The 14,895-nt window shown below is 58.1% G+C and carries 20 protein-coding genes; 13 read left to right on the forward strand and 7 right to left on the reverse strand.

What is annotated here, in order from left to right; genetic code table 11:
* Positions 1–5 precede the first annotated feature (5 nt).
* Positions 6–785, forward strand: a complete 780-nt coding sequence (locus AABB31_RS18255; RefSeq protein WP_342076782.1) for an IclR family transcriptional regulator — start codon at positions 6–8, stop codon at positions 783–785.
* Positions 786–810: 25 nt separating this feature from the next.
* Here the strand turns inward: AABB31_RS18255 and AABB31_RS18260 are convergent, their stop codons facing one another.
* Positions 811–1,635: a universal stress protein gene (locus tag AABB31_RS18260; RefSeq protein WP_342076781.1), complete on the reverse strand. Its 825-nt coding sequence runs from the start codon at positions 1,633–1,635 to the stop codon at positions 811–813.
* A 262-nt stretch (positions 1,636–1,897) separates the two neighbouring features.
* On the opposite strand from AABB31_RS18260, the gene AABB31_RS18265 reads away from it, so the two are divergent.
* From AABB31_RS18265 to AABB31_RS18285, 5 genes are all read left to right on the forward strand, one after another.
* Positions 1,898–2,182, forward strand: a complete 285-nt coding sequence (locus AABB31_RS18265) for a co-chaperone GroES (RefSeq protein WP_342076780.1) — start codon at positions 1,898–1,900, stop codon at positions 2,180–2,182.
* A gap of 48 nt (positions 2,183–2,230) precedes the next feature.
* Positions 2,231–3,877, forward strand: a complete 1,647-nt coding sequence (gene groL, locus AABB31_RS18270; protein ID WP_342076779.1) for a chaperonin GroEL — start codon at positions 2,231–2,233, stop codon at positions 3,875–3,877.
* Positions 3,878–4,076: 199 nt separating this feature from the next.
* A complete protein-coding gene (locus AABB31_RS18275) occupies positions 4,077–4,559 on the forward strand; it encodes an N-acetyltransferase (protein WP_342078945.1) in 483 nt (160 codons plus the stop codon).
* 3 nt (positions 4,560–4,562) lie between these two features.
* Complete coding sequence (locus AABB31_RS18280; RefSeq protein WP_342076777.1) at positions 4,563–5,411, forward strand: DMT family transporter; 849 nt, start codon at positions 4,563–4,565, stop codon at positions 5,409–5,411.
* Positions 5,412–5,453: 42 nt separating this feature from the next.
* Positions 5,454–6,176: an alpha/beta fold hydrolase gene (locus tag AABB31_RS18285; protein WP_342076776.1), complete on the forward strand. Its 723-nt coding sequence runs from the start codon at positions 5,454–5,456 to the stop codon at positions 6,174–6,176.
* Positions 6,177–6,182: 6 nt separating this feature from the next.
* On the opposite strand, the gene AABB31_RS18290 is transcribed toward AABB31_RS18285, so the two are convergent.
* The 3 genes from AABB31_RS18290 to AABB31_RS18300 form a co-directional block, all read right to left on the reverse strand.
* The gene (locus AABB31_RS18290; protein ID WP_342076775.1) at positions 6,183–7,253 is read right to left on the reverse strand and encodes a 5-(carboxyamino)imidazole ribonucleotide synthase; all 1,071 of its coding nucleotides are present in this window, start codon (positions 7,251–7,253) and stop codon (positions 6,183–6,185) included.
* A complete protein-coding gene (gene purE, locus AABB31_RS18295; protein WP_342076774.1) occupies positions 7,246–7,734 on the reverse strand; it encodes a 5-(carboxyamino)imidazole ribonucleotide mutase in 489 nt (162 codons plus the stop codon). The genes AABB31_RS18290 and purE overlap by 8 nt, the downstream gene beginning before the upstream one ends.
* 91 nt (positions 7,735–7,825) lie before the next feature.
* Positions 7,826–8,044: a DUF465 domain-containing protein gene (locus AABB31_RS18300; protein WP_342076773.1), complete on the reverse strand. Its 219-nt coding sequence runs from the start codon at positions 8,042–8,044 to the stop codon at positions 7,826–7,828.
* Positions 8,045–8,212: 168 nt separating this feature from the next.
* Between AABB31_RS18300 and AABB31_RS18305 the strand changes: the two genes are divergently transcribed.
* Together AABB31_RS18305 and AABB31_RS18310 are read left to right on the forward strand one after the other, a co-directional pair.
* A complete protein-coding gene (locus tag AABB31_RS18305) occupies positions 8,213–8,626 on the forward strand; it encodes an Hsp20 family protein (RefSeq protein WP_342076772.1) in 414 nt (137 codons plus the stop codon).
* 3 nt (positions 8,627–8,629) lie between these two features.
* Positions 8,630–8,854, forward strand: coding sequence for a DUF1150 family protein (locus AABB31_RS18310; protein ID WP_342076771.1), 225 nt, complete (start codon positions 8,630–8,632; stop codon positions 8,852–8,854).
* A gap of 9 nt (positions 8,855–8,863) precedes the next feature.
* Here the strand turns inward: AABB31_RS18310 and AABB31_RS18315 are convergent, their stop codons facing one another.
* A complete protein-coding gene (locus tag AABB31_RS18315; protein WP_342076770.1) occupies positions 8,864–9,361 on the reverse strand; it encodes an RES family NAD+ phosphorylase in 498 nt (165 codons plus the stop codon).
* Positions 9,362–9,428: 67 nt separating this feature from the next.
* Here AABB31_RS18315 and AABB31_RS18320 point away from each other — a divergent pair, with 67 nt between their 5' ends.
* Both AABB31_RS18320 and AABB31_RS18325 read left to right on the forward strand, forming a co-directional pair.
* Complete coding sequence (locus tag AABB31_RS18320; RefSeq protein WP_342076769.1) at positions 9,429–9,806, forward strand: hypothetical protein; 378 nt, start codon at positions 9,429–9,431, stop codon at positions 9,804–9,806.
* Between the two features lie 86 nt (positions 9,807–9,892).
* Positions 9,893–10,662 (forward strand): IS5 family transposase gene (locus AABB31_RS18325; RefSeq protein ID WP_373635118.1). Its coding sequence is split into 2 segments (ribosomal slippage): positions 9,893–10,204 and positions 10,207–10,662, totalling 768 coding nucleotides; the frame shifts between segments, so codons are not numbered across the junction.
* Between the two features lie 5 nt (positions 10,663–10,667).
* Here AABB31_RS18325 and trxB read toward each other — a convergent pair.
* Positions 10,668–11,612 (reverse strand): thioredoxin-disulfide reductase, encoded by a 945-nt coding sequence (gene trxB, locus AABB31_RS18330; RefSeq protein ID WP_373635120.1) that lies wholly within the window; start codon positions 11,610–11,612, stop codon positions 10,668–10,670.
* Positions 11,613–11,773: 161 nt separating this feature from the next.
* Between trxB and AABB31_RS18335 the strand changes: the two genes are divergently transcribed.
* Positions 11,774–12,274: an Lrp/AsnC family transcriptional regulator gene (locus AABB31_RS18335; protein ID WP_342076768.1), complete on the forward strand. Its 501-nt coding sequence runs from the start codon at positions 11,774–11,776 to the stop codon at positions 12,272–12,274.
* A 78-nt stretch (positions 12,275–12,352) separates the two neighbouring features.
* Positions 12,353–13,582 carry an MFS transporter gene (locus AABB31_RS18340; protein WP_342076767.1) on the forward strand — a complete coding sequence of 410 codons (1,230 nt, stop codon included), beginning with the start codon at positions 12,353–12,355 and terminating at the stop codon, positions 13,580–13,582.
* Positions 13,583–13,689: 107 nt separating this feature from the next.
* Here AABB31_RS18340 and AABB31_RS18345 read toward each other — a convergent pair whose 3' ends face one another.
* Entirely contained in the window at positions 13,690–14,145 is a 456-nt protein-coding gene (locus AABB31_RS18345; RefSeq protein ID WP_342076766.1) for an ABZJ_00895 family protein, read from the reverse strand.
* A 92-nt stretch (positions 14,146–14,237) separates the two neighbouring features.
* Here AABB31_RS18345 and msrA point away from each other — a divergent pair, with 92 nt between their 5' ends.
* Positions 14,238–14,888, forward strand: coding sequence for a peptide-methionine (S)-S-oxide reductase MsrA (gene msrA, locus AABB31_RS18350; protein WP_342076765.1), 651 nt, complete (start codon positions 14,238–14,240; stop codon positions 14,886–14,888).
* Positions 14,889–14,895: the final 7 nt, after the last annotated feature.

Here is a 14,895-nt window from a genome sequence, read left to right on the forward strand (position 1 = left end):
ATGCCATGACTGAACTGGGCGCCGGCGAAACACCGGGTCAAATTCCGACGAATATGCGGCTGCTGCTGCTGTTGGAACATGTGGCCCGCGCCGGCGTCCCGGTTACCCCTGCATCGGTCAATGATGCGTTGGGGTTACCTAAACCCACGATACACCGGCTATTTGCAACCGCCGAGGCCGAGGGTTTTCTACAACGCGATATTGATGGCCGCTCATACAGCCCGGGACGGCGGATGCGTATTCTGGCGATCAATACCCTGTCGGCCGAGCGCGTGCGCACCGTCAGGGTTGCGATCCTCAAATCGCTTGCCGAGAAAGTTGGCGAAACCTGCAATATCGCCATCCCCGAACGCGAGGGGATGTACTATCTTGACCGGGTGGAGACCCATTGGCCGCTCCGCATTCAATTGCCCATTGGAACCGAGGTCCCGTTTCATTGCACGGCGAGCGGCAAGATGTATCTGTCCACCCTGCGTCCCGACTATCTGGAACGGTTTCTCAAGAATTACACACTGACCCCGATGACCGACCAGACGGTCACGGATAGTGCCGAACTTACGGCCCTGCTGGATAAGGCCCGTGCCGAAGGGTTTGCGACGGATAACGAGGAATTCATGGACGGTATGATTGCGATTGCTGTTCCCATCCTTGATGACCGGGGGCGGATGCTGTCGACACTGTCCATCCATGCGCCGACCCAGCGACGTAATCTCGACGATATGCTGGGACATCTCGACAACCTGAAAATGGCGGCTGCCGAGCTTGGCGTGATCGTCGGCCGCTAGGGCCGTGGCAGACCCTTCGCGGTGTCTAGCGCGACATGAACATCGGTATGTCTGCACTTTCCAACAGCTTTCGGGTTGCCCCGCCAAATACCGCTTCGCGCAGGCGCGAGTGGCCGTAGGCACCCGCCACCAAAAGATCGGCGCCGCTGTCGTGTGCATGCATCAGCAGGGTTTGCCCTGCCCCCTGATCTGACATTGGCAGCAACGACAAATCGGCCGCGATCTTGTGGCGGCGCAGATAGGTCAGCAGCGGGTCTGGCGTGTCGCCGTCGGCATCGTTTGCGACAACCTTGCAGATATCGACATGGCTTGCCTGTCGGCACAGCGGACTTGCCGCCCGGATGGCTGACAATGCTTCGGCCCCGCCGTTCCAGCCCAGTGCAATCCGGTCCATTTTCACGGTCGTCGCCGCGCCCCTGGGGATCATCAAAACCGGGCGTTCCGCGTCGAACAGCGCTGCCTCTACCAATGCAGCCACGTTGTCAGAGCCCTGATAGGGCCGGGGCAGAAGCACCAGGTCACAGAACCTTAAATTGCGGCCCAGATAATTCTGTATGGCGGAATGCGGCAGCGTCGCCTGATGCAGGTGCCAGCGGAGGTTTTCAGATTTCAAACGCGCGCTGATCTCGGCCTTCTGGGCGGCAGCGCGTTCTTTGCCGTCACCGGCCTGTTCCGCGATCATGACCGCCGATGCGCCCATGTAATAGTGCGGGCTATCAAGATATGTCAGCGTCAGCCCGTATATTTCGAGGTCTGCATCCCATTCCTTTGCGAATGCGATTGCGGCCTCGAATGCCGCGTTCTGGTCGCTGTCTGCGTTCAAGACAGTTGCGATGGTCTGATATCCCATGTGTCACCTTTATGATTGCGGTGGGTCGGCGTGTCGGTGCGCGCCGGACACCCAAAACCTAGCATCCTGCGCGGGCGCGGGCCTTGATCCAGGTCAATGATGGTGGCTGCATCCGGCCGCGCAAACTACTTGGAAATTTTCTGCAAAAAGACCGGGGGCGGGCTGTTGACTCGGCCCGGCGTGATCCCTAACTACGCTGCGTTATCACTCGACACGGTTGAGTGCTAACATTGGGAGAAACATGAACTGGAGAAGTTCTGAAATGGCATTTACACCACTTCACGACCGCGTACTGGTTCGTCGCATCGAAAGCGACGAAAAAACGACTGGCGGCTTGATCATTCCTGACAGCGCCAAGGAAAAGCCTGCTGAGGGCGAGATCGTCAGCGTTGGCGAAGGCGCGCGCAAAGACAGCGGTGAGCTGATCGCGATGTCTGTCAAAGCAGGCGACAAGGTGCTGTTTGGCAAATGGTCCGGCACTGAAGTCAAGATCGACGGCGAAGAGCTGCTGATCATGAAAGAAAGCGACATTCTCGGCATCATGTAAGCCGACCAGTCGTAATCATTCACAAATCTATTCAAGGAGCACATGAAAATGGCTGCTAAGGACGTCAAATTCGACACAGATGCACGCAATCGCATGCTGAAAGGTGTCAACACCCTCGCCAATGCGGTGAAGGTTACGCTGGGCCCAAAGGGTCGCAACGTTGTTCTGGATAAATCCTTCGGCGCACCGCGCATCACGAAGGACGGTGTATCTGTTGCCAAGGAAATCGAACTGGAAGACAAGTTCGAAAACATGGGCGCGCAGATGGTCAAGGAAGTTGCTTCCCGGACCAATGACGAAGCCGGTGACGGGACCACAACCGCCACAGTTCTGGCGCAGGCGATTGTTAAGGAAGGCATGAAATCTGTTGCCGCTGGCATGAACCCAATGGACCTCAAGCGCGGTATTGATCTGGCAACAACCAAAGTTGTCGAAGCGATCAAAGGCGCGGCCCGCCCCGTATCCGACAGCGACGAAGTTGCACAGGTTGGTACAATCTCTGCCAATGGTGAAGCCGAAATCGGCCGTCAGATCGCAGACGCGATGCAGAAGGTTGGCAACGAAGGCGTCATCACTGTTGAAGAAAACAAGGGTCTGGAAACAGAAACCGATGTTGTCGAAGGCATGCAGTTCGACCGCGGTTACCTGTCGCCTTACTTTGTCACTAACCCTGACAAGATGACAACCGAGCTGGAAGACGCGATCATCCTGCTGCACGAAAAGAAGCTGTCTTCTTTGCAGCCCATGGTTCCACTGCTGGAATCAGTGATCCAGTCGGGCAAGCCTCTTTTGATCATCGCGGAAGATGTTGAAGGCGAAGCACTCGCAACGCTGGTTGTCAACAAACTGCGCGGCGGTCTGAAAATCGCGGCTGTGAAGGCACCAGGTTTCGGCGACCGCCGGAAAGCCATGCTGCAGGACATCGCGATCCTGACAGGTGGTCAGGTGATCTCCGAAGACCTCGGCATGAAGCTGGAAAACGTCACCATCGACATGCTGGGCTCTGCCAAGCGTGTTGCGATCACCAAAGACGAAACAACCATCGTTGACGGTGCCGGTGACAAAGCCGAGATCGAGGCACGTGTTGCCCAGATCCGTGGCCAGATCGAAGAAACCACATCCGACTACGACCGCGAAAAACTGCAAGAACGTGTGGCCAAGCTGGCTGGCGGTGTTGCCGTGATCCGCGTCGGCGGTATGTCCGAAGTGGAAGTGAAAGAGCGCAAAGACCGCGTTGACGATGCATTGAACGCGACACGTGCCGCTGTTCAGGAAGGTATCGTTGTTGGCGGTGGTGTCGCGCTCGTTCAGGCTGGCAAGGTACTTGACGGTCTGGAAGGCGCAAACGCTGACCAGAACGTGGGTATCACGATCATCCGCAAGGCGCTGGAAGCACCTTTGCGTCAGATCGCCGAAAACTCTGGTGTTGACGGTTCTGTTGTTGCCGGCAAGATCCGCGAAAGCAGCGACAAGGCCTTCGGGTTTAACGCGCAGACCGAAGAATATGGCGACATGTTCAAGTTTGGCGTCATTGACCCAGCCAAAGTTGTGCGCACAGCACTGCAAGACGCAGCCTCTGTTGCTGGTCTGCTGATCACAACCGAAGCAATGGTTGCTGACAAGCCGGCCAAAGAAGGCGCTGCACCTGCTGGTGGCGGCATGCCCGACATGGGCGGCATGGGCGGCATGATGTAAGATTGCAGATCCAAACGGATTTGCGCTTACAACAGACTGTCTGACACAGACATGATCAAGGCGGTCCCATCCGGGGCCGCCTTTTTCGTTGCCGGTGATCAACCGGTCCTCACAATATTGCGTCATGCCCGATGGCTGCTTGCATCATTGGCCAAGCTTGCACCTTATGTGATCAACAAGATGGGAGAGTGATGTGGTGATGGGTCCTGATTTCGCACGCGACATGCGCGCAGGCGAGGAACCCGCGGTCGAGGCGCTGCTTGGGCAGGCTTTCCCCACCGCGGAAGAGGCCAAACTGGTGGCCAGGCTACGCAAGACCAAATCCATCGCCGGTGAAACCGTGCTGCCATGGGATGGCGCGATTGTCGGCTATTTTGCCCTGTCCCATATGCGCAAGCCAAAGGGCTGGCTTTGCCTCGCGCCGGTTGCCATCAGACCGGATTTGCAAGGGCGCGGCTACGGAAAGCGCATGATCGGGCTGCTGACGGAATGGGCGCGCCTTACGCAGACGCCTGTCGTGGTTTTGGGGGCCCCGGCCTTTTATGAAACCGCCGGTTTTGCCCGGGACAAGGCCGCATCGCTGATCAGCCCCTACCCGATCGCAAACACGATGCTGGCGGGGCTGGATGCACCCGCCAAGTCCCAGGAGTTGATCTATCCGGCTGCGTTTGAGGGGCTTTGACAGATGCACCTGTTCTTACTTGTGGCGCTGACCATGACCGCCTTTGCGGCCAATTCGATCCTGAACCGGGTGGGTGTTGCGATCTTTGGCATGGACCCGATGGATTTTGCCGCAGTCCGTGTGGTGGCAGGTGCGGCGATGTTGTGGCTGCTTGTTGCGCTGCGAAAGGCACCGCGTCCGGCCGTGCTGACGCCGGCGCGATTGGCCGGGGCCTGCGCGCTTGGTGCCTATATGGTCGGATTTTCATGGGCTTACATCACGCTTGATGCGGGGTTGGGCGCGCTGATCCTGTTCGGGGTGCTGCAAGTGGTCGTCTTCGGCTGGGCCGTGTGGGAGGGGCAGGCCATTCCACCCATGCGCTGGATCGGGGCGGGCATCGCGCTGGCTGGGCTATGCGTGTTGCTCTGGCCCGCCGGGCAGGCAACGGTGCCCTTTGTCGGCGCGCTGGCCATGGTGCTCGCGGGCGTCAGCTGGGCGATCTACACGTTGTTGGGGCGGGCATCGCCTGATGCACTGGGCGCGACCGCAAGCAACTTTCTACTATGCGTCCCGCTGGCCGGCCTTGCCATGCTGGTCGCTGGTCAGGGCAATCTGCCTTTGGCAGGGACCCTGACGGCGATCACCGCCGGGGCGATCACGTCGGGTCTGGGGTATGCGTTGTGGTATCGGGTCCTGCCGCAATTGCCCACAACTGTCGCGGGGATCGCGCAACTGAGCGTGCCGGTGATTGCGGTGGCCGCCGGGGTATTGATATTGGGCGAACCGCTCACCTGGCGCCTGATCATCGCGGGGGGGCTGGTTCTTGGGGGGATCGCGCTATCTTTGACGGTACGTTCCGCGGCGCGCCGATGATTAATCGCTTTGTCTGGTGTGCAGCAATGCTAGGATAGGATCATGCGGCAGACCCTCGCCATATTTCTTGCGTTTTTCGGGACCAGCGCCAGCGCGCTGGAATGCGTTGTCTTACTGCATGGCCTGGCCCGGACCGAGATTTCCTTTGCCCCCATGGAGCTGGTGCTGGAAGAGGAAGGCTACAAGGTTATCAACCGTGGCTACCCGTCGACCGAAGCCCCGATAGAGACCCTGATCGAGGAACATGTCTCCGAGGATGTCGCGGCCTGCGGGCATGTGCCTGTACACTTTGTCACCCATTCGATGGGCGGTATTCTGGCGCGGGCCTGGTTGACCAAGTACCGCCCCGCGATCATGGGACGTGTCGTGATGCTTGGGCCGCCTAATGCGGGCTCGGAACTTGTTGATATCTTTGGAGATTACGAGCCGTTCCAATGGGTGAACGGACCCGCAGGCCTGCAATTGGGAACCGAAGACAGCAGCCTGCCCAATCAGCTGGGCCTGCCTGAATACGAGGTTGGGGTCATCGCCGGAAACCGAACGCTGAACCCGGTCTACTCGGCCCTGATCGAGGGGCCGGATGACGGCAAGGTTTCGGTTGAATCGACCATGCTGGAAGGGATGACGGATCATATCGAATTACCGGTGACCCACACTTTCATGATGAACAACCCGCTGGTCATTCAAGAGGTGATCGCCTTTCTGCGTGAGGGCGCATTTGATCAGGATCTCAGCCTGACAGATGTCATCTTTGGCACCGAATAGTGCCACCTAGCCGGCTTTGATGATCCTGTTCACATGGCCCATCTTGCGGCCTGGTTTCACGTCAGTCTTGCCATAAAGATGGATCGCCGCATCAGTGCCCGCCAATTGCGGGACGCGGTCCATATCGGATCCGATCAGGTTTTCCATCACCACATCCGCATGTCTGCTGCCATCCCCAAGCGGCCAACCGGCCACCGCGCGGATATGCTGTTCGAACTGGCATATGGTACAGCCATTTTGGGTCCAGTGACCAGAATTATGGACCCGTGGTGCAATCTCGTTCACGATCAGGGCTTGCGGTGTCACAAACAGTTCGACCCCCATAACACCCACATAATCAAGGGCGTTCAGGATCTTGGCCGCGATCAACACTGCATCGGTGCGCTGACCCGAATTCAGCTTTGCAGGAACCGTCGTGGTCCGCAGAATGCCATCGGCATGCACATTCTCGCCCGGGTCATAGCAGGCAACAGCGCCGTCAGCCCCGCGCGCGCCGATTACGGATACTTCGTGGCTGAAGGGAACAAAACCTTCCAGAATGGCGGGCGCCCCGCCCATTGCGGCAAGGGCGTCGGCTGCCGCATCGCGCCCGTTAATCCGGGCCTGTCCCTTGCCGTCATAGCCCATGCGCCGGGTCTTCAGGATCGCCGGCGTTCCGATTTTATCAAGGGCGCTTGTGAGCGAGCCCATATCGGTAATGTCGGCATAGGGCGCGGTTTGCAGCCCAAGCGACTGCAGAAAGTCCTTTTCGGTCAACCGGTCCTGGCTGGTGGCCAATGCCTGCCTGCCCGGTCTGATCGGGGCCAGTGTTTCCAGAAGATCAAGCGCGCTGGTCGGGATATTCTCGAATTCATAGGTGATGACATCGACGGACTTGCCAAAAGCTGTCAGGGCGTCTGCATCGTCATAGCTGGCCGTTGTCAGCTGGTGCGCCACATCCGCTGCGGGTGGCGCGGCACCGGGTTCGAAAATATGCGTGCGCAGCCCCAAACGGGCGGCTGCAACCGATAACATGCGCCCCAGTTGACCACCGCCCAGAATACCGATGGTTGCGCCTGTCTGCAGCGGATCAGTCATCGGTCGGGGCATCCGCGATTGCGGCTGACAAATCGGCGCGCCATTGGTCAAGTCGGCCGGCCAGTTCTTGATCTTGCAGGGCCAATATTCCGGCCGCCATCAGGCCCGCATTGCTTGCGCCTGCTGATCCGATGGCCATTGTTGCCACGGGAAAACCCTTGGGCATCTGCACAATGGAATAAAGGCTGTCCACGCCTGACAGCGCCTTGGTCTGGACCGGGACACCAATCACCGGGACGCGGGTTTTAGAGGCCATCATGCCGGGCAAATGCGCCGCCCCACCGGCGCCCGCAATAATCACCTGCAAGCCGCGATCAACAGCGGACTTGCCATAATCCCAAAGCCGGTCGGGCGTGCGATGCGCCGAGACGATCTTGGCCTCATAGGGGATGCCAAGCTGATCGAGAATATCTGCGGCCTCGCGCATTGTTGGCCAGTCAGATTGGCTTCCCATGATGATGCCAACCAAAATTCGGGTCATGGCGCGTCGTCCCTGCAGTCAAAATGAGCCGGCACTATAGCCGCGACGCTGCGGGCTGCAACGGCAATAGTCGCCCCGTCAGGTCAACCGCTTAGGCAATGATGTCAGGCAGCAACCGATCTTCGAGCGAGACGATCTGATCTTTCAGCGCCAGTTTCTGTTTTTTGAGACGTTTGAGCGTCAGCATATCCGCATTTGCACGGTCCTGCAGTGCATCAATGGCGTCATCAAGGTCGCGATGTTCGCGCTTGAGGACTTCCAGTTTGACCCGCAGGACGTCATTCTGTTCCATTCTTGTCGATTTATTCATCGGAAAAGAGACCCGTTGGTGCTGTCCATCATCACTAAGATAGGGGTTTAGATCGAAACTTCCTAATACTTCCTCTTGATCGGCGCCCTGAAATTCCCATATTTTCAGCAGCGGTCGCCGAAATCGGGGCCACATCAGACAGTCGCTTGAAGATAAAGGGCATGTCCTATGACAAAACTGGCTTTGGGAACGCATCCGTTCCTGTTGGGTTTCGAACAGCTGGAACGGCTGGTCGAACGGACCGCGAAAAGCGGGAATGACGGCTACCCACCTTACAATATCGAACAGACATCGGAAAATTCCTACCGGATCACGCTGGCCGTGGCCGGCTTCGCCGAGGATGATTTGGCAATTACGGTCGAAGATAACTCTTTGGTCATTCGTGGGCGGCAAAGTGATGATGCGGAGGGACGTGTGTTTCTGCATCGCGGTATTGCCGCGCGGCAGTTTCAGCGATCATTCGTGCTCGCCGACGGGGTCGATGTCGGCGAAGCGGTGATTGAGAACGGATTGTTGCACGTCGATTTGAACCGTGCAGTGCCGGAACGCGTTATACAGACGATCAACATTCGGAAAGGGTAGACCATGAATACGAAGTTTGACCTTAAGACGATCGCTCAGGACATTGTCTATGTGAAACCCGTCGCCGTGGCTGACCTGCCCGATGACATGCAGGCACAGGCTGGCCCGCTGGAAATCCTCTTTGCGGTCCATAATGCACAAGGTGAGCAGTTGGCCCTTGTCGCCAATCGCAGGCTTGCGTTCCACCTTGCCCGCGAAAATGACATGCGGCCTGTGACTGTCCACTAACCGCAAATGTCACGGTTGCGCCGGTTTCCAGCTCACCGGCGCACCATGTTGCCGTACCTGCGCGCCATCCCCCCTGTTCCATCGAAACAAGACAAGATGCCAGCGGCTTGGCACGCTGCGCGATGCGTAAATCATCCCATCTGCCCCGGACCCTCGCACCGCATCGGATACTTTCCAACTTGTCGCGGGTTCGCCGCGCGCCCGCTGATCGGCCCATGGACAGCTTGGCCATGCCGGATCAATCCCCAGACGGCGCGTCGTCGCGTCGTCGCGCAGGTCGATGATCCGATCTGATCTGATATCCAGCGCCACAAGAACACGCGGCGGATCATCCGCGCGCAGGTAGATATCAATCGCCACAGCGGCGCTTTGAGGCGAGGGCGATGCATAGAGCGCAGGCTGGCCGTCATGGTGAAACCGGCCCTCGGGGTGAATGGCCCCGTTCAGCACGCCATCGGCAAGACCAGCAAATGCGATCCGGTAGAACATATCTGATATGCTGATCATCTGGTTGAGCCGGTCCCGAGAAATTGTTAGCTGCGCGCGGCGAAAACCCCAACACGCGGAGACAAAAATGAAAAGGCATCTTGTTACCGCGCTTGCGTTTGCGGGCCTCGCTGCCTGTGCCGTCGATCCGCAGGCGGTCACCGAACGGCGCGCTGATCTGATGGAACGCCTATTCCCTGATCCCACTGACCGCGAGGGCCTGTATCTGGTGTTCCCGATCCGGACCGGTGGCCTGAACCGCACATTGCTGATCACCCATTATGTTGACACGGTCAGCCGCGAGGAGGTTCTACGCCGCGTCGCGCGCTACTGCGCCGGTCTTGGATCTGCAGAACTTACAGGCGAGGCGCGGTTGGTCAAAGACCTTGGCCCGCGCAAGTTTAGTCAGCCGGGGGGCGGGACACGCACCGGCTTTCGTGGCCGCTATACATGCGTGTCTGCCTAGGGTCCTGACCCTAGGTCACATACCCATAAAAGTCTTGCATTGATTTTTGTGCTCTGACTCACTGCATGAAAGAGCAGGAGGCGAGCATGGCGCGTTTTGATTTGACTGATTTCGAGTGGTCGGTGATCGAACCTTTGTTGCCGACGAAGGTACGCGGGGTGAAACGACGCGATGACCGACAGGTGCTAAATGGCATCTTCTGGCGGCTGCGCACTGGCGCGCCCTGGGCTGACATTCCGGCGCGCTACGGCCCCTATACGACCTGCGTGAACCGCTTCAACCGATGGCGGCGTGCAGGCCATTGGGCGCGTATACTTGGAGCTATATCAGAGGCTTATGAAGGCGACGTCCAGATGATAGACTCCTCTTCGATCCGGGTTCACCAGCAGGGCGCCAACGGGGCCAAAAAGGGGGGCGATCCGATTGCATGGGTCGCTCGCGGGGCGGGTTGACCACAAAGATACACGCCTTGGTCGATGCGGTTGGTCGCCCCATCAGACTGATGTTGAGCGCGGGACAAGCCTATGATGGTCATGCTGCGATGGACCTGCTCGACGCGCTGCCGCCAGCCTGTAAGGTCCTGGCCGACCGCGCCTATGACAGCAACGCAATCCGCGCCATGATCGCGGCACAGAAGGCTGCCGCTGTGATCCCATCAATGCCGCATCGTAATCCGGTCATCCCGTATGACGCCGAGTACTACAAAGAGCGCAATTGGGTCGAGCGTTTCTTCAACAAATTGAAGAACTTCAGAGCGGTAGCCACACGTTACGATAAACGCGACGACAATTTCCTCGCCTCCGTACAACTCGCTTCAATCCGCATCTGGTTGCGAAGTTATGAGTCGGTGGCCTAGGCTGATCAGTCCTCGCGCTCGGCCAGAAACTTTTCGGCATCCAGCGCGGCCATGCATCCCATGCCTGCGGATGTCACCGCCTGGCGGTATATGTGGTCGGTCAAATCGCCGGCCGCAAAGACACCCGGGATCGCCGTGCGTGTGCTGCCCGGCGCAACCGTCACATAGCCGCCGCTATGGGTTTCCAGCTGATCCTTGACCAGTTCCGAGGCAGGCGCATGCCCGATTGCCACAAAGACGCCCTTGCACGGAATTTCGGTGATCTCGCCTGTCTTGGTATGCTTGACGCGGACGCCTTCGACGCCCAACGGGGTGTCGGTGCCGATGACCTCTTCGATTTCGTGGAACCAAAGGGGCGTGATCTTGTCGTTCTTCATCAACCGGTTTTGCAGGATCTTTTCGGCGCGCAATTCGTCGCGGCGGTGGATCAGCGTGACTTTCGACGCAAAGTTGGTCAGGAACAATGCCTCCTCGACGGCGGTATTCCCGCCGCCCACAACGACAATTTCCTGCCCGCGGTAAAAGAACCCATCGCAGGTCGCGCAAGCGGACACGCCGAAGCCCTTGAACTTCTCCTCTGTCGGCAGCCCCAGCCACTTGGCCCGCGCGCCGGTACACAAAATGACCGCATCGGCGGTATAAATCGTGCCGCTGTCGGATGTTGCCGTGAAAGGCCGCTTCTGCAGATCGAGGCTGGTGATGATGTCCCCGACGATGTCGCAGCCCATGGCGCGCGCATGTGCTTCCATCCGAACCATCAGGTCCGGGCCCTGTACTTCGGTATCGCCGGGCCAGTTTTCGACCTCTGTCGTGGTGGTCAACTGCCCCCCGGGTTCGATCCCCTGCACAAGGACAGGTTCCAGCATGGCGCGGGCCGCATATACGCCCGCGGTATAGCCAGCCGGGCCGGAGCCGATGATAAGAACTTTGGTGTGGCGTGTATCAGACATTCATGGCCCCTAGGAAAGCGTGTCGTCCCGATATAGCGGCGCAACGCGGCGGTTAAAACCCGACACACAGTCCTTTGAAGAGTTCTTTTATTGCTTATTTACGAAACATTGTTGCGCCGGGCCTTTGAGTTGCGTAGTATTTGCAAAAATCAGGGGGAACAATGCCAGGCACACGACTAGACGAGATTGACCGTATGATTCTTGCGGAATTGCAGGCGGATGGACGCATGACCAATGTTGAGTTGGCCAAGCGCGTTGGAATTTCCGCGCCACCTTGTCTGCGGCGTGTGCGGACCCTTGAGGAGCAGGGATTTATCCAGGGCTACCATGCGGATGTAAACGCCCGCGAATTGGGGTTCGAGGTGCAGGTCTTTGCGATGGTTGGCCTTGTCAGTCAGGCAGAGGTTGATCTGAGCGCTTTTGAAGAGAAGTGCCAGACATGGCCGCTGGTGCGCGAATGTCATATGCTCAATGGCGAGGTCGATTTCATCCTGAAATGTGTGGCCCCGGATTTGCGCAGTTTTCAAAGGTTCCTGACCGAAGAGCTGACCAGCGCTGACAATGTGGCCAGCGTCAAAACCTCGCTTGTCATTCGCGGGGCCAAGGATGAACCGGGTGTCCCTTTTGATGTGCTGGAAGCCCGCTTGGCAATGGACGCCTAGGCGATACTGGCAGGGGCTGACAAACCTGTCAGCGACAAGCTCTCGCCAAGATGCCGAAACAGGCGTAAGTCTGTCGGCATGAGAATTGTCCGCCTTCAGGATGCAATGCATCTGCCATTCTGGCGCCGTCCCGAGGCGCTGTTATTCGTCATGGCAATGGCCATGCCGGTGGCCTTTGCCACCTGGTCTGCCCTGCTGAATAACTTTGTGATCGAAGTTGCCGGATTTGACGGATCCGACATCGGTTGGCTGCATACGGTGCGCGAAATCCCCGGCTTTTTCGCGGTTGGGGTCATCGCGCTGATCATTTTCATCCGTGAACAGGTGCTGGGCCTGGTGTCGCTTGTGATGCTGGGGGCGGCAACGGCGGTCACCGCGCAATTTCCGCAGATGGCGGGCATTCTGACAGTTACGATGCTGTCCTCCATCGGGTTTCACTATTACGAAACGGTCAACCAGTCGCTGCAGTTACAATGGCTCGACAAGGCCCGCGCGCCGCAGATGCTGGGCTGGATCATCTCGGCCGGGGCAGGCGCCACAATTGTTGTCTACCTGCTGATTGTGCTCAGTTGGGAGGCGCTGGGCCTGACCTACACCATTGTTTACTGGCTATCGGGCGGGTTCACCGCACTGGTCGCATTGCTGTGCCTGTTTGCCTATCCGCAATTCGAAAGCCCGCATCCGCAGAACAAGACCATGGTGCTGCGCCGCCGCTATTGGCTGTATTATGCCCTGCAATTCATGTCCGGCGCCCGTCGACAGATTTTCGTGGTCTTTGCGGGCTTTATGATGGTTGAACGGTTTGGCTATCAGGTCAACGAGATCACGCAGCTGTTCCTGCTGACACTGGTTATCAACATGATTGTGGCCCCGATGCTGGGCAAGCTTGTCGCCGTCTTTGGCGAACGCCGGGCGCTGATCTTTGAATATGCGGGGCTCTGTGGCGTCTTTTTTGCCTATGGGGGCATCTACTATTTTGGCTGGGGGGTCGTGCTTGCCGCCACATTATATGTGGTGAACCACATCTTTTTCAGTCTGGCCCTTGCGATCAAAACCTACTTTCAGAAGATCGCCGACCCCGAGGATATCGCGCCCACCGCAGCGGTGGCATTTACCATTAACCATATCGCGGCAGTGTTCCTGCCTGCCGGGCTTGGCTATCTGTGGCTGCAGTCACCAGGTCTTGTGTTTCTCGCGGCGGCGGGCATGGCGATTGTATCACTGCTGTTGTCGATGCTGATCCCCCGTCACCCCGCACCGGGACACGAGACCATCTTTCAGCGACGCCTGCTGGCTGTAGCGGAATAGGCGCCTATAGCGTTTGACGAAATACCTGATACATCGAGCATCACGTAACGCGTTGAAATCTTTGATTTCAGGCAGCGTTAGGTGATCCAGGTTTTTCGCATAACGCTTTAGCCGGCTTTCTTGCCGGCGGCCTTCTTCATGTTGTTCTGCCCGATGCCAATACCAAGGTAGGTCATGGCCGTCCCGGCAGCCCCCACAATCAGCGCCCCAAAGCCAAGCACGAACCACAGATCGGATGCGGGAATGTTCAGCGCGGCTGACAATGTGTTGCCATTCAACGTCCCGCCCAAGGCGGCGATCAGCCCAAAGAACATGGCCATGGACAAACAGATCATGATCAACGTGCCAAGCAGCGCAAAAACAAACCGTTCCTTTGCGGCCATCACGCGATCATTCTGGCTGTAAAAACGCTGCCCCCCAACCATCCCGGCGATCATCATCGTGACTACGCCCATGGCGCTGGGCATCTGAAACAGGTTCATCGACGCCACCGCCCCCAGCAACACCGACAGGCCGACAAAGGTCAGGGCCATCCAGATATAGGCGCTTTTGGTCTTGGTCATCATACTCTCCTGCTTGCGATCACGTATCGCTGAAATGCCATTGGTTCACCGCTTGCGCCACACTATATCTGCACTAACCAAGGAGGTACCGAATGTTTTTCATGAACCGCGCAAAATCCGAGATGGTCAGCAAAGACGCCGCACTTCCCGGTCGGAGCACCCCTATCCCGACTGCGGACACACATTTTGTCTATGGCACGCCGCTGTCAACAGATGTCCCACCGGGTATGGATGTGGCCATGTTCGGCATGGGCTGTTTTTGGGGCGTGGAACGCATGTTCTGGAAACTGGACGGTGTGCAATCGACCATGGTCGGGTACGCGGCGGGCTATACCCCGAACCCCACATATGAAGAGGTCTGTTCCGGCAAGACCGGCCATAACGAGGTGGTCCGGGTTGTCTTCGACCCTGCCATCATCAGCTATGACCAATTGCTGCAGGTTTTCTGGGAAGGGCATGATCCGACCCAGGGCATGCGGCAAGGCAATGATAGTGGCACCCAGTATCGTTCCGGGATTTACACCTATTCAGACGCGCAACAGCAGGCGGCGACGGCGTCAAAACTGGCCTTTGCCCCGCGCCTTTCGCAGGCCGGGTATGGTGCGATCACAACCGAGATCATGGACGCCCCGGCATTCTATCCCGCAGAGGACTATCACCAGCAATACCTTGCCAAAAATCCCAACGGATATTGCGGTATCGGCGGCACTGGCGTGACTTGCCCGATCGGTGTTGCCGTCTGATATGTCG

Source organism: Yoonia sp. SS1-5, assembly GCF_038443705.2.
GTDB lineage: Bacteria > Pseudomonadota > Alphaproteobacteria > Rhodobacterales > Rhodobacteraceae > Yoonia > Yoonia rhodophyticola.

Coding starts and splice junctions, on each gene's coding strand:
- AABB31_RS18255 (WP_342076782.1), top strand. CDS start 6: ATGACTGAACTGGGCGCCGGCGAAACACCGGGTCAAATTCCGACGAAT.
- AABB31_RS18260 (WP_342076781.1), bottom strand. CDS start 1,635: ATGGGATATCAGACCATCGCAACTGTCTTGAACGCAGACAGCGACCAG.
- AABB31_RS18265 (WP_342076780.1), top strand. CDS start 1,898: ATGGCATTTACACCACTTCACGACCGCGTACTGGTTCGTCGCATCGAA.
- groL (WP_342076779.1), top strand. CDS start 2,231: ATGGCTGCTAAGGACGTCAAATTCGACACAGATGCACGCAATCGCATG.
- AABB31_RS18275 (WP_342078945.1), top strand. CDS start 4,077: ATGGGTCCTGATTTCGCACGCGACATGCGCGCAGGCGAGGAACCCGCG.
- AABB31_RS18280 (WP_342076777.1), top strand. CDS start 4,563: ATGCACCTGTTCTTACTTGTGGCGCTGACCATGACCGCCTTTGCGGCC.
- AABB31_RS18285 (WP_342076776.1), top strand. CDS start 5,454: ATGCGGCAGACCCTCGCCATATTTCTTGCGTTTTTCGGGACCAGCGCC.
- AABB31_RS18290 (WP_342076775.1), bottom strand. CDS start 7,253: ATGACTGATCCGCTGCAGACAGGCGCAACCATCGGTATTCTGGGCGGT.
- purE (WP_342076774.1), bottom strand. CDS start 7,734: ATGACCCGAATTTTGGTTGGCATCATCATGGGAAGCCAATCTGACTGG.
- AABB31_RS18300 (WP_342076773.1), bottom strand. CDS start 8,044: ATGAATAAATCGACAAGAATGGAACAGAATGACGTCCTGCGGGTCAAA.
- AABB31_RS18305 (WP_342076772.1), top strand. CDS start 8,213: ATGACAAAACTGGCTTTGGGAACGCATCCGTTCCTGTTGGGTTTCGAA.
- AABB31_RS18310 (WP_342076771.1), top strand. CDS start 8,630: ATGAATACGAAGTTTGACCTTAAGACGATCGCTCAGGACATTGTCTAT.
- AABB31_RS18315 (WP_342076770.1), bottom strand. CDS start 9,361: ATGATCAGCATATCAGATATGTTCTACCGGATCGCATTTGCTGGTCTT.
- AABB31_RS18320 (WP_342076769.1), top strand. CDS start 9,429: ATGAAAAGGCATCTTGTTACCGCGCTTGCGTTTGCGGGCCTCGCTGCC.
- trxB (WP_373635120.1), bottom strand. CDS start 11,612: ATGTCTGATACACGCCACACCAAAGTTCTTATCATCGGCTCCGGCCCG.
- AABB31_RS18335 (WP_342076768.1), top strand. CDS start 11,774: ATGCCAGGCACACGACTAGACGAGATTGACCGTATGATTCTTGCGGAA.
- AABB31_RS18340 (WP_342076767.1), top strand. CDS start 12,353: ATGAGAATTGTCCGCCTTCAGGATGCAATGCATCTGCCATTCTGGCGC.
- AABB31_RS18345 (WP_342076766.1), bottom strand. CDS start 14,145: ATGACCAAGACCAAAAGCGCCTATATCTGGATGGCCCTGACCTTTGTC.
- msrA (WP_342076765.1), top strand. CDS start 14,238: ATGTTTTTCATGAACCGCGCAAAATCCGAGATGGTCAGCAAAGACGCC.